Here is a 13,075-nt window from a genome sequence, read left to right on the forward strand (position 1 = left end):
TCGCATTATGGCATGGCGGTTGGTGTCGCCTGCACCGGAATGTTCTGTACCGGAACCAATTGCAAATCGGCACGAGTGCCGTTGCGGTTCACCACTTCCTGAATGGTGTCGGTAATAAAGGTCAACTGACCATCCACGGTGATTGCCGCGCTCAGGATGATACGTGCGTTCGGCTGAATTTCCGCCGGATTGAAAGGTATGGCGAAGTTAAACGGTGCCTGCTGGCCTTCGGTGCGAATCACCCGCTGGGCAATCACTTTGGAAGGCGCATCAGCCAGCGAAGCATCCGAAAGGGTTACCGTCAGCACCGCATTCGGAGGCAGCGCGATACGTTGACGCATGTTAACCGAACCTGTCACCGCCGGGCCCTGAACCTGCATTTGCTGCGCAGTCGCCGGGCTGCCTGCTGCCGGTGTTGGCACCTCCGCACTCTTCTGGGCGCAGCCGGCCAATGTGACGGTTAATGCAGTAGCTCCACCAAGGATTTGCCAGAGTTTCATGGGTCGGTCTCCTTTATTATTCTCAACACGTTGGTGGCTTTAACCACCTGACCCATTAAACCTAGCACAAAATCCTGAAAAATTCCTATTAGCCTACCTATTAATCACTTAGCGTTCTAATAACGCTCACTATTAAGGCAATTTCGTCTGTGTCATAACGCAAGATGTTGACGTCCCGCCGTGATATTCAGCACACTGCATAAAATGATTATTAAAAGGGTAACTTTTTTATGAGCCAGGCACTGCAAAATCTCCTTGAACTGCTCGATTTGGAAAAAATCGAAGAAGGATTGTTCCGCGGCCAAAGTGAAGATCTCGGTTTACGCCAGGTATTTGGCGGCCAGGTCGTCGGTCAGGCACTCTACGCCGCCAAACAGACCATTCCCGCCGAGCGCAGCGTGCACTCGTTCCATAGCTATTTCCTGCGTCCGGGCGACAGCAGCAAACCCATCGTCTATGACGTCGAAACGCTGCGTGACGGCAACAGCTTCAGCGCCCGCCGGGTCAGCGCCATCCAGAACGGCAAGCCGATCTTTTACATGACCGCATCGTTCCAAAGCCCGGAAGAGGGTTTTGAACATCAAAACACCATGCCGGAGGTGCCGCCGCCGGAAGGATTGATGTCGGAATCGGCAATCGCACAAAAACTGGCGCATATGCTGCCGGAAAAGGTACGGGACAAATTTATCGGCCAAAAGCCACTCGAAATACGCCCGGTGAAATTCCATAATCCATTGCAGGGCAGCGTGGAAGAGCCACATCGCTACGTCTGGTTGCGCGCCAACGGCAGTATGCCGGACGACCAGCGCATCCACCAATACCTGTTGGGTTACGCCTCGGACTTCAACTTCCTGCCAACGGCGCTACAGCCACACGGCGTCGGCTTCCTCGAGCCGGGCATGCAGGTTGCCACCATTGACCATTCGATGTGGTTCCACCGCCCATTCCGCCTGGACGATTGGCTACTGTACGCGGTTGAAAGCACCTCGGCATCCGGCGCCCGCGGTTTTGTACGTGGCCAGTTTTACACCCGCGAAGGGGTACTGATCGCCAGCACGGTACAGGAAGGGGTTATTCGCCAGCGCCAAGCTTGATAAGGCACAAAGGAAAAGGGCGATGTGATCATCGCCCTTTTTTGCATCATCATTATTTTTTATGTTTAGCGCACCGCTCTTCTTTACAACTTGCTACTCATCTTACTGGTTATACGCACTCTCGCCGTGACTGTTGACGTCCAGGCCTTCGCGCTCCTGTTCTTCCGGTACGCGCAGCCCGACGATGGCGCCGGCCACTTTAAAGGCGAGGAATGCCGCCACGCCAGACCACACCAGCGTAATGAGCACGCTTAACAGCTGCACCCACACCTGGTGGCCCATGGTGACGCCCTCGGCGTACCCGGTGCCGCCCAGCGACGATGCAGTGAACACACCGGTCAACAGGCAACCGACGATGCCACATACGCCATGCACGCCGAAGACATCACAGGTGTCGTCCACTTTCAGCCATTTCTTCAGCGTGACCACGCCCCACAGGCCGGCAACCCCGCCCACCAGACCAATGATTAACGCGCCCCCCACGCCAACGGTGCCAGCGGCCGGCGTTACGGCAACCAGACCGGCGATGCAGCCGGAACATGCGCCCAGCAACGACGGCTTGCCACGCACAATCCATTCGGCAAAGGTCCAGGACAGGATCGCGCCTGCGGTAGCAATCACGGTATTGAGGAACGCCAGAGCCGCAATGCCGTTGGCCGCGCTGGCCGAGCCGGCGTTGAAACCAAACCAACCGATGTACAGGATCGAAGCCCCGGTAAACACCATCGGCAAGTTATGCGGTTTGAACGCTTCCTTGCCAAAGCCGGCACGCTTGCCCAACAGATAGGCTCCCACCAGTCCGGCGCTTGCGGCGTTGATATGCACCACGGTTCCGCCAGCGAAGTCCAGCGCACCGTCTGCCGCCAGGAAGCCACCGCCCCACACCATATGCGCCACCGGCAGATAGGAAATGGTGAACCAGATGGTGGCGAAAATCACCACCGCGGAAAAGCGAATGCGTTCGGCGAAGCCACCCACTACCAGCGCCACGGTGATACAGGCGAAGGAGCACTGGAACGCAACATGGATCATTTGGCTGAAGGTGCCGGTAACGCTGTCAATGCCGATACCTTTCAGCATGGCCGTTTCAAATCCGCCGAAGAAAGCATTGCCTTCGCTGAAGGCCAGGCTATAACCGTACAGCACCCACAGTACACATACCAAGGCAAAGGTAACGGTGACCTGCGTCAACATCGACAGAACGTTTTTCGAGCGCAGCAAACCACCGTAAAACAGCGCCACGCCAGGTAAGGTCATAAACAGCACCAACGCGGTGCAAATCATCATGAACGCGTTGTCTGCCTTGTCTGCTACCGCCGGAGCGGCCAGAGCCAAAGAGGGAACCAGGGTCACCGTACTCAGGCCCAACATGGAGAAAAGTTTTTTCATTATCAATCCATCCCATCTACTTAACTGAGCCAGTATTTACAGTGCTGCTTCATCTGTTTCGCCGGTGCGTATGCGAATAACACGTTGCAATTCGGCAACGAAAATCTTGCCGTCACCGATTTTGCCGGTGTAGGCAGCTTTACTAATGACATCAACCACTTCATCTAATTGATCGTCAGCGATGGCGATATCGATTTTGACCTTCGGTAAAAAGTTGACGCTGTATTCGGCACCACGATAAAGCTCTGCATGCCCCTTCTGGCGTCCGAACCCTTTCACTTCGGTTACGGTCAGCCCTTGAATACCTACAGAGGATAGGGCTTCACGCACGTCCTCCAACTTGAATGGTTTGATCACCACGGTAACCAGCTTCATATTGCCTCTCCACGATTAAGCCCAAACTCACCCTGGGTACCTGGCTAATAAAGCAAAGGTTGTGCCATAAATAGTTTTATATGAACTTTCAGCCAATTACCCGGCCGAAGGGCAATCGTCGGTAGCGTAAGCCGCGCCCGGCAAGCAACGAAAGGTAACGGTGGTCAATTAATGTGCACTGCAATTGTGCAGCGTGCGCCGCCAGGGTGCATGACAAGACATTTTGCCTGATAGTCTGCCTGATTATGGTGCGAAGGGATTGATGCGGGAGCCGCCATGGCTCCCGGGGACAGATCATGCCGTCTGGATATCTTCACGGCTGCTGGCGGCCAGCTCTTCACCCACCAACTGCAACTGATACATTTGGTAATAACGGCCTTTTTGCGCCAGAAGTTGCTGGTGATTACCCTGCTCCACCGCATACCCGCGGTGCAGCACCAGTATCGAGTCCGCATCGACAATAGTCGACAAACGGTGAGCGATCACCACCAGCGTGGTGTGTTCGCGAATCAGCCGCAGCGCGCGCTGGATCGCTTGTTCGGTACCAGAATCGATATTGGCGGTGGCTTCGTCGAGGATCAGGATCTGCGGTGCCAGCACCAGTACCCGCGCCATCGCCAGCAGTTGCTTTTGCCCGACCGACAGATTATTCCCCTGTTCACCAAGCCGCGTATGGATCCCCTGCGGGAACCCCCGCACCAGCTCCGCCAGCTGTACGGTTTCCAGCGCCTGCCATACGGCCTGTTCGCTGATATTGCGGCCAAGCGTCACGTTGGCCAGCACCGATTCAGCCACCACCACCGGATCTTGCTGCACCATTGCCACCCCTTGGCGCAAGGTGCGGTGCGACAGACTCGACAGCGGTCGACCATCCAGCCGTATTTCTCCTTCATTGACCGGGTAATAGCCCATCAACAGGTTGGCAAGGGTGCTTTTGCCACTGCCGGTGTGGCCGACCAGCGCCACGAAACCGCGTGACGGCACCTGCAACGAGATATTTTGCAGCACCTTTTTGTCTGCGCGGTAAGCGAAGGTCACATTGTCAATCTCGATCCGGCCGCTTGCCAAAGGATGTTCGTCGGTACCGTAACTCTGCTGGCGACGATCCATCAGCTCAAAGATACGCTCGCCGGCCACCACCGCCTGCTGAAGAATCGATTGCTGCGACGTCAGCTCGATCAGGGGCTCGTTCAGACGACCGAGATAATTGATAAACGCGTACAATACCCCAACGCCGATGCTCCCTTCGCCGCTGAAGCCAAACAGCATCAGCAGGCCACACAGCACCAGCGCCGAGAACAGACTGAGCAACGGCCGCAGCAGGAAGCCGTCCAGCCGCAGCGTCTGCATGCGCGCAGTATAATGCGACCAACTGGCATTGCTCATGCGTTCGCCAAAACGAATCTGCTGACGGAACTGCTGGATCACCCCCATGCCGTTGATCACTTCGTTAAAACCGTCGTTGATATCCGCCAGATAGCTGCGCACCCGCCGCACAATCGGCGTGCTGTAATATTGGTAAATGCCCATCACGATCAACACCGCCGGGAAGATGCAGATCGCCACCAGCGCCATGCGCCAATCAAGACTGAACATCGCCACCAGCATCGCACCGATCAGCGCCGCGCTTTTCAGCACGGTGGAAACCACCATCACGTACAGATCCTTAATCACTTCGGTATCGTTGGTGACGCGGGAAATCAACTGCCCAACCGGCTGGGTATCAAACGCGCTGAGCGGCTGGCGCAGCGCGGCGTCCATCACATCGGTGCGCAAACGCTGCACCACGCCGACCGCCGCCTGATTAAACAAAATCGCCTGAAAATAGTGCAGCGCCGCCGCCAGCAGTTCCAGCAGAATATACGCCACCGCCAGTCCGGTAACGATGGTCAGCGGCAGTTGCCCTTTGGCAACATAGTTATCGATGAAATAGCTCACCAGGATCGGCCCGGCCACTTCCGCCGCCGCCGCAACCCACAGCATCAGCACCGCCATCCCCAGCGGTTTGCGGTATGGCGAACCATAGGCCAATAGCCGTTTCAGCGTCGGCCACAGCGTTTGTACTTTACTCATTGGTTAACATCTCCACGCCGATTTCCGGCGCCTCGTCCAACGCGGCCTCCAACTGCTGGTAACGATACATATCGCGATACCAACCGGGCTGCGCCGACAACGTTGCGTGCTCGCCGCGCTGTGCCACGGTGCCGTGCTGCATCACCAGGATTTCACTGGCTTCGGTCAGAGCTGACAAGCGATGCGCACTGATGATTACCGTGCGGTTTTGCCCCCAGCGGCGTAGATTGTGCAGGATCTGGTGCTCGGTACGGCCATCGACCGCCGACAAGGCGTCGTCGAGGATCAGGATTTCCGCCTCCAGCAGCAGCGCTCGCGCGATTGAAATTCGCTGCTTTTGCCCACCGGACAACATCACGCCCCGCTCGCCGACTTCGGTTTCATAGCCCTGCGGCAAGCGCAGAATATCGTCGTGAACGCTGGCCAGACGCGCCGCCTGCTCGATTTGTTCCTGCGTAGCCCCAGGTTTGCCCAAGGCGATGTTATTCGCCACGCTGTCGGAAAACAGGAAAGGCGTTTGGCTAACCACCGACAGACGCGCACGCCACGCATCCAGTTTCAATTCGGTCAGCGGCAAGCCGTGATAACTGATATGGCCTTCGTCAATATCAAACTGCCGCTGGATCAACGCCAACAGCGTGGTCTTGCCTGCTCCGGTCGGGCCACACAGGCCAAGCATCTGGCCAGGTGCCAGATGCAGCGCCACATCATGTAACGCGCTATGGGCGTTTTCCGGGTAATGGAAGCGGCGAATGTCGACCGCCAGTTGCCCACGCCCCGGCGGCAGTTCGCTGTCGCCGTCACGCACCGCCGGCGCTTCGGCCAACAGGCTGCGAATACGGCTGTAGGCCGCACTGCCGCGTTCAACGATATTGAACATCCAGGCCAGCGCCAGCATCGGCCAAATCATCAGGCCGAGATACATGACAAAACTGGTCAGTTGGCCGAGCGTCAGCATCTGATTTACCACCATCCAGCTGCCGCCGCCGATAGCCAACAGATTGGCCGCGCCAATGGCGATATAAATAGTCGGGTCGAAACGCGCGTCGACCCGCGCCACGTGCATATTCTTGGCGCCGGTCTGCGCCGCCACGTCGGCAAATTGATTAGATTGATGATCTTCCAGCCCGAACGCCTTGATCATGCGGATGCTGGTCATGCTTTCCTGAGCCTGATCGTTCAGGTTGGAAAACGCCGCCTGCGCGGATTTGAAACGCTGGTGCAGCTGATCGCCGTAATATTTGATCACGATAGCCATGATCGGCATCGGTATCAGCGACAGCAGCGTCAGTTGCCAACTGATCTGGGTGCTCATCACGATCAGCACCACCAGGCCCATCACCAATGAATCCACCAGCGTCAATACCCCCTCACCCGCGGCAAACACCACGCGGTCCACGTCATTGGTGGCGCGCGCCATCAGGTCGCCAGTGCGATGACGCAAATAGAACGCCGGGTTTTGCCGGCTGAGCTGGCGGTAAAAATTCTCGCGCAGTTCAACCGCCAACTGATAGGACGCGCCGAACAGCAGCACCCGCCACACGTAACGCAGCAGGTAAACGACAATGGCAGTGGCAACCATTAATCCCAGCCAGGCCATCAACACGCCGCTGGACATATGGTTTACCGTTACGCCGTCGACAATCACCCCCACCAGCTTGGGCGGTAGCAGTTGCAAAATGGCAATGATAATCAGCAGAGCCACCGCACCAAGGTAGCGGCGCCATTCGCGGCGAAAATACCAGCCGATTTGAGCAAATAATCTCACGCAGTCTTATCCAAAATAAGTTGGTTTTTTACTGTTGTTGTGCTTTAGCAGCGTAGAATACCACCGTTGAGCGGCCAATTCGGTGAACTTTTCACTCTGGAACCGGCAGTGCAGTAGTGTATTTGATTTTTTCCATCGCGAAGCTCGAGGTAACGTCAATCAACCCCGGGACGCCATTTACCAGCCGTTTGTAAAAGTTATCGTAGCTTTTCATGTCCGCCACCTGCACTTGCAGCAGATAGTCGTATTCGCCCGCCATGCGATAAAACGCCAGCACTTCCGTCATTTGCGCCGTGAGGTCGACAAAAGCCTGATACCACTCGCTGCTGTGCTGCTGGGTTTTGATCAGCACAAACGCCGTCAGCCCCAATCCGAGCTTTTCGTTATCCAGCAATGCCACGCGGCCGCGAATGTAACCTTCATCCTCCAGGCGTTTCAGCCGCTTCCAGCACGGCGTCGAGGTCAGGTTGACCGCCTCGGCCATCGCTTGCAGCGACTGCGTACAGTCCTGTTGCAACAGGCGCAACAGTTTACGATCGGTTTTATCTAGCATTTAGCCACCATGGGGAAATATTTTCTCTGATTAGGCGATTAAGCAGGGAAAATGGCAATCTTTTTTTCCTGATAACGCGCTATGCTACGCGCAAAACCACTCACTAGTTTAAGGCCAGACGATGACAAACACCTGGGTAAAATATGCTATCGGTGAAATAGAAGCGGATTTCCAGCGCTCCGCCGACACCCACCTGATCCGCCTAAATCTGGCCGAATTTCCCGGCATTCATCTTTATCTGAAGGACGAAAGCACCCACCCGACCGGCAGCCTCAAGCATCGCCTGGCGCGTTCGCTGTTTTTGTACGGATTGTGCAATGGCTGGATCAACCAGAACACGCCGATTATCGAAGCCTCTTCCGGCAGCACTGCGGTGTCGGAAGCCTACTTCGCGCGCATGATTGGCCTGCCGTTCATTGCGGTGATGCCGTCTTGCACCGCACGACGCAAAGTGGAACAAATCACGTTCTATGGCGGTCGCTGCCACTTTGTCGATCACGCTGCACAGATCTATGCCGTTTCCGAACAGTTGGCCCAAGAGCTGAATGGCCACTATATGGATCAGTTCACTTACGCCGAACGTGCGACCGACTGGCGCGGCAACAACAACATTGCCGACAGCATTTTTCGCCAGATGGCGCGTGAACCTTTCCCGGTGCCAAAACACATCGTGATGAGCGCTGGCACCGGCGGTACCTCGGCAACCCTGGGCCGCTACATCCGCTATCAAGGGCATGATACTCAACTAACGGTGGTCGATCCGGAAAACTCGGTGTTCTATGACTGTTTCCTGCACCACGATCGCACGCTGATCGGCAGCTGCGGTAGCCGAATTGAGGGTATCGGACGCCCGCGGGCGGAACCGTCGTTTATTCCGTCGGTGATAGATAATATGCTGCGCGTGCCGGATGCCGCCAGCGTTGCCACCATCCACTGGCTGGAAGGCATCCTGGGTCGCAAGGTCGGTGCCTCCACCGGCACCAATCTATGGGGAGCACTGCAGCTGGCCAGGCAAATGCGCGAGCGTGGCGAACAAGGCGCTATCGTCACCCTGCTATGCGATAGTGGCGAACGCTATCTGGACACCTACTACAATCCGCAATGGGTCAGCAGCCAAATCGGCGATCTGACGCCGTACCTGGAACAGCTGCGCAACCTGTAAGTCACCCGCCCATCACGGCTTGCGACAGTAATAAAAAAAGCCGGGTAATCATACCCGGCCGGCTGCAAGGGGGACTCCACTATACGGGGGTATATGGGGAGCCAGGTGAACACAGCCAATGGTTCAAATAGTGGGCCACCGCCTGCGTTTGACAGTGGCCAATAACCGTAAGTTGCGGCAGTTGCGCCTTCAGCTGCGGTAATGCGTTGCCCATCACCACGCCGTGGCCGACGGCGGCGAGCATTTCCTTATCGTTCATCGCATCGCCAAATGCCATGCACTCCGCCATGGAGACGCCCAAGTGAGCGCTGAGCACGTTCAGCGCCGCTCCTTTATTGCAGCCCAGCGGCAGCACTTCCAGACAGTCGTACGCCGAAAAACACAGATCCACCCGCCCGGAAAAGTGAGCGTGCAACTGCACCTGCAACCGCGTCAGTTCCTGATGCGAACCAATGAAACATACTTTGCTGTTACCGCTGGACGGCAGGCTGCGCGGCGCGGTCAGCTGAAAATGGAAACCGCTCAAATGGTGCGCCCGCAGCAGTTCCGGCATGGCAAATTCGGTCAGCCATCCTTCATCACGAAAAACGTGCATGCTGGCTGAGGTGTCCCACTGGCGATGCAGCAGCTGTTCGGCAATCTCCGCCGGCAAATCGCTGGCGTGCAGTTGCTGGCCGTGCTTATCGTAGACGCGAGTGCCGTTGCCGGTAATCAGATAGCCCTGTAACCCCAGTTGCGCCATGATTGGCTGTGCATCAAGGTAATGACGGCCGGTGGCGAAGGTGACGATCATCTCACGCTCGACCAATTTATTCAGCGCAGCCAGCGTTTCCGACCCAATGCGATGGTCGGGAGTCAGCAATGTGCCATCCATATCGAACGCTGCCAGGCGATACATAAAGACCTCATGAATGTCGAAACAGTTATCGTGCTGAAAGTATGGGGTGGTATTTGCGGAAGTAATAGTGAACAATTTGAAAAAACAGTTCCTGATTTATCAAGCATAAATTCCATACCGCAGCCAACGGCCGGCAGCATGGAACAACAAGGGGATGTCATGCGCCTGATTCACCGTCTTGGCCAGTATCAACGCCTGTATCAACAGCTTGGCAGCGAGCCGGTATTGATGACCATGGCACAGCTGGCGGCGCTGTTTTATTGCAGTGAACGACACGCGCGCACCCTGGTGCAGCAAATGCAGCAACAGGGTTGGCTAAGTTGGCATTCGCAGGCTGGCCGCGGTAAACGCGCCCAATTGCAGTGTCTGAAAATGCCGGACGAGCTGCGCAGCGCGCTGCTGCAACGCCTGTTACAGCAAGGCGACCATCAGGGTGCGCTGGCGTTGGTACGTCTTGATCCACAACATCTGCAAGAAGTGCTGAGCCCGCACCTCGGCGGCCAATGGCAAGCAGATAGCCCAACGTTGCGTATCCCTTACTATCGGCGGTTGGAATCGCTGGATCCGTTGTCGCTCACCGGTCGCGCTGAACAGCATCTGGTTTCCACGCTGCACGCCGGCTTGACCCGCTTTACGACCGGCAACCGGCTTCCGCAGCCGGATCTGGCGCACCACTGGCAGATCGGCCCCGACGGCCTGCGTTGGCAGTTTTTTCTACGTAGCCAATTGCGGTGGCATAACGGCGAGCCGCTCAGCGGCCAGCAACTGTTACAAACCCTGGAAAAATTGCGTTCGCACCCGCGCAGCATGCCGAGTCTGGCAAGCGTCGCCACAATCGCTCTGCCGCATGCGCTGTGCATCCAGTTCGATTTGCATACGCCAGATTATTGGTTGGCGCATCGGTTGGCCGACTTACCCTGCCTGATGACCCATCCGGAAAATGCCACGCTCGGTGCCGGAGCGTTCAAGCTGGCGCTGAACGAACCGCATCTGGTTCGACTGGAACAGCATGCGTTTTATCATTTGCAGCATCCATACCTGGAAAGTATCGAATACTGGATCACGCCGGCGCTGTCGGCCGGTGGCGATGCCAGTTGCCAGCATCCGGTGCGCATCACCCTTGGCCAGCAGGAGGAGCTGCCTTTTGCCCGACCGGTACAACGCAGCCTGAGCCTCGGCTGGTGCTATCTGGCGCTCAACCTGCGGCGCGGCACGCTCAGCGAGGCCCAGGGCAAGAAATTGCTGATGCTGATCCAGCAGTCCGGTCTGCTGGCCAACCTGCCGATCCCCAACGGCGTGATTACCCCCAGCCAGGAAATGCTGCCTGGCTGGGCCATTCCGCAACACTCAGCCGCTGAAAACCTGGCGTTGCCGCCAAAGCTGACGCTGTTATATCGTCCACCGGTAGAACTGATGGCGGTAACCCACGCGCTGAAAGCGCTATTGGCCGAGCACGGCTGTGAGCTGGAGATCCGTTATTTTTCCGGTAAGCGCTGGCAGAGCGCAGAACAAATCGCCGAGGCCGATTTGCTGCTGGCCGATAATCTGATCGGCGAAGCACCGGAGGCAACGTTGGAAAGCTGGCTGCGGCAGGATGTGCTGTGGCAGGCCATTTTGCCGCCGTCCGTAGCCCGACATCAGACGCAGCGGCTGCGGCAAATTCAGCAATACCCGGACGAGCCGCGACGCTTTGCCGCAATACAGGCCTATTATCAACAATTGATGGAGACGGGGATCATCACCCCGCTGTTCAACTATCAATATCAGGTCAGTGCGCCGCCGCGCATTCATGGCGTCACACTTACCGCCCACGGCTGGTTTGATTTTTGCCAGGCCTGGCTGCCCCCGCCGGTGGCGTAACCGCCGCTACGCCCAACCCGACAGTTCTGCTACCATAATGCTGACAAATGTCTCTCATCAGGCCGCCCGAATGTGTATCGGGAAGGGTCGCAGCAAAGGATTAATTCTATGAAACGTGCCGTAGTGGTATTCAGCGGTGGACAAGACTCCACGACCTGCTTGATCCAGGCCTTAAAACAGTATGACGAAGTGCACTGCATCACCTTCGATTATGGCCAGCGCCATCGCGCCGAGATTGACGTAGCTCAGGAACTGTCACACTCGCTCGGTGCCAAGGCCCACAAGATTCTGGACGTCGGTTTGCTCAACGAACTGGCGATCAGCAGCCTGACCCGCGACAACATTCCGGTTCCGGCGTTTGGTAGCGAAACCGAGGGTGGCTTGCCGAGCACCTTCGTGCCTGGGCGCAATATCCTGTTCCTGACGCTGGCAGCCATCTATGCCTATCAGGTGGAAGCGGAAGCGGTAATTACCGGGGTGTGCGAAACCGACTTTTCCGGTTATCCGGACTGCCGCGACGAATTCGTCAAGGCGCTCAATCAGGCCATCGTACTGGGCATCGCCCGCGATATTCGTTTTGAAACGCCACTAATGTGGCTTAACAAGGCGGAAACCTGGGCGCTGGCGGATTATTACCATCAGCTTGATCGCGTACGCCAGGATACCCTGACCTGTTATAACGGCATCAAGGGCGACGGCTGCGGGGAATGCGCCGCCTGCCATCTACGCGCCAATGGCCTGACGCAGTATCAAAGCCGGCAAGCCGAGATCATGGCGAGCCTGAAGCAGAAAACCGGGCTGATCTAAGCTCTCCTGGGGCGGCACTCACAGCCGCCCATCGCCCGAAGCATTGATTGCCGGCTGTTGCAGGCTCATCAGGTGCTCGCGCAGTTCTCCTTCAATCGGCAACGCCCGCTGAGTTTTCAAGTCAACGCAAACAAAAGTCAGCAGCGCGTCCGCTACCGGTGAGCCTTGCGGTTCCAACGTCACCTTCTGACTCAGCACACCGCTTTTGCCGTTCAATTGTTCCATCTGACTGTCGATGCGCAACCGGTCGCCCAACACCGCCGGCTTGCGATAATTGATATTGATATTCACCACGATAAAGGCGATGTTGTTTTCCGTCATCCAGCGGAAGGCATCCAGATTGTCCAGCCATTCCCAGCGTGCCTCCTCCAGGAACTCCAGATAGCGAGCGTTATTAACATGTTGATAAACATCAAGGTGATAGCCGCGGACTTTAATCATGGTTTGCATAATGCACGTTCGCTCCTGACCGGTGGTAACAAAATAAGGCGAGGCGAAAGATTGCGCCTCGCCGATGTGATGATGCGTCACACACTGGTATGACCTGTAAAAATGTAGCAGAGGAACGCGGTGGCGAGAATATTTTGCCGCACGGC

The 13,075-nt window shown here is 56.7% G+C and carries 12 protein-coding genes; 4 read left to right on the forward strand and 8 right to left on the reverse strand.

Going from position 1 to position 13,075, the window contains the following annotated elements; genetic code table 11:
* Positions 1-5: 5 nt before the first annotated feature.
* Positions 6-500, reverse strand: coding sequence for a YbaY family lipoprotein (locus tag NYE85_RS21740; RefSeq protein ID WP_259006783.1), 495 nt, complete (start codon positions 498-500; stop codon positions 6-8).
* Between the two features lie 230 nt (positions 501-730).
* On the opposite strand from NYE85_RS21740, the gene tesB reads away from it, so the two are divergent.
* Complete coding sequence (tesB, locus tag NYE85_RS21745; protein WP_259006784.1) at positions 731-1,594, forward strand: acyl-CoA thioesterase II; 864 nt, start codon at positions 731-733, stop codon at positions 1,592-1,594.
* A 102-nt stretch (positions 1,595-1,696) separates the two neighbouring features.
* On the opposite strand, the gene amtB is transcribed toward tesB, so the two are convergent.
* From amtB to NYE85_RS21770, 5 genes are all read right to left on the reverse strand, one after another.
* The gene (amtB, locus tag NYE85_RS21750; RefSeq protein ID WP_259006785.1) at positions 1,697-2,983 is read right to left on the reverse strand and encodes an ammonium transporter AmtB; all 1,287 of its coding nucleotides are present in this window, start codon (positions 2,981-2,983) and stop codon (positions 1,697-1,699) included.
* Positions 2,984-3,019: 36 nt separating this feature from the next.
* The gene (glnK, locus tag NYE85_RS21755; protein ID WP_004949337.1) at positions 3,020-3,358 is read right to left on the reverse strand and encodes a P-II family nitrogen regulator; all 339 of its coding nucleotides are present in this window, start codon (positions 3,356-3,358) and stop codon (positions 3,020-3,022) included.
* A 294-nt stretch (positions 3,359-3,652) separates the two neighbouring features.
* Positions 3,653-5,431, reverse strand: a complete 1,779-nt coding sequence (locus NYE85_RS21760; RefSeq protein ID WP_259006786.1) for a SmdB family multidrug efflux ABC transporter permease/ATP-binding protein — start codon at positions 5,429-5,431, stop codon at positions 3,653-3,655.
* Positions 5,424-7,199: a SmdA family multidrug ABC transporter permease/ATP-binding protein gene (locus NYE85_RS21765; protein ID WP_259006787.1), complete on the reverse strand. Its 1,776-nt coding sequence runs from the start codon at positions 7,197-7,199 to the stop codon at positions 5,424-5,426. Before NYE85_RS21765 ends, NYE85_RS21760 begins: the two co-directional genes overlap by 8 nt.
* A 91-nt stretch (positions 7,200-7,290) precedes the next feature.
* A complete protein-coding gene (locus NYE85_RS21770) occupies positions 7,291-7,752 on the reverse strand; it encodes an Lrp/AsnC family transcriptional regulator (protein WP_259006788.1) in 462 nt (153 codons plus the stop codon).
* A 121-nt stretch (positions 7,753-7,873) separates the two neighbouring features.
* Between NYE85_RS21770 and NYE85_RS21775 the strand changes: the two genes are divergently transcribed.
* Positions 7,874-8,914, forward strand: a complete 1,041-nt coding sequence (locus tag NYE85_RS21775; protein WP_259006789.1) for a PLP-dependent cysteine synthase family protein — start codon at positions 7,874-7,876, stop codon at positions 8,912-8,914.
* A 79-nt stretch (positions 8,915-8,993) separates the two neighbouring features.
* On the opposite strand, the gene cof is transcribed toward NYE85_RS21775, so the two are convergent.
* Positions 8,994-9,812 carry an HMP-PP phosphatase gene (cof, locus tag NYE85_RS21780; protein WP_259006790.1) on the reverse strand — a complete coding sequence of 273 codons (819 nt, stop codon included), beginning with the start codon at positions 9,810-9,812 and terminating at the stop codon, positions 8,994-8,996.
* Between the two features lie 159 nt (positions 9,813-9,971).
* On the opposite strand from cof, the gene NYE85_RS21785 reads away from it, so the two are divergent.
* Together NYE85_RS21785 and queC are read left to right on the forward strand one after the other, a co-directional pair.
* Positions 9,972-11,672, forward strand: coding sequence for an SgrR family transcriptional regulator (locus NYE85_RS21785; RefSeq protein ID WP_259007012.1), 1,701 nt, complete (start codon positions 9,972-9,974; stop codon positions 11,670-11,672).
* A 108-nt stretch (positions 11,673-11,780) separates the two neighbouring features.
* Positions 11,781-12,479, forward strand: a complete 699-nt coding sequence (gene queC, locus NYE85_RS21790; RefSeq protein WP_259006791.1) for a 7-cyano-7-deazaguanine synthase QueC — start codon at positions 11,781-11,783, stop codon at positions 12,477-12,479.
* Between the two features lie 18 nt (positions 12,480-12,497).
* Here the strand turns inward: queC and NYE85_RS21795 are convergent, their stop codons facing one another.
* Positions 12,498-12,929: a YbgC/FadM family acyl-CoA thioesterase gene (locus NYE85_RS21795; RefSeq protein WP_259006792.1), complete on the reverse strand. Its 432-nt coding sequence runs from the start codon at positions 12,927-12,929 to the stop codon at positions 12,498-12,500.
* Positions 12,930-13,075 lie beyond the last annotated feature (146 nt).

It is taken from the genome of Serratia sp. AKBS12, from assembly GCF_024793895.1.
In the GTDB taxonomy this organism is placed as follows: Bacteria; Pseudomonadota; Gammaproteobacteria; order Enterobacterales; family Enterobacteriaceae; genus Serratia_F.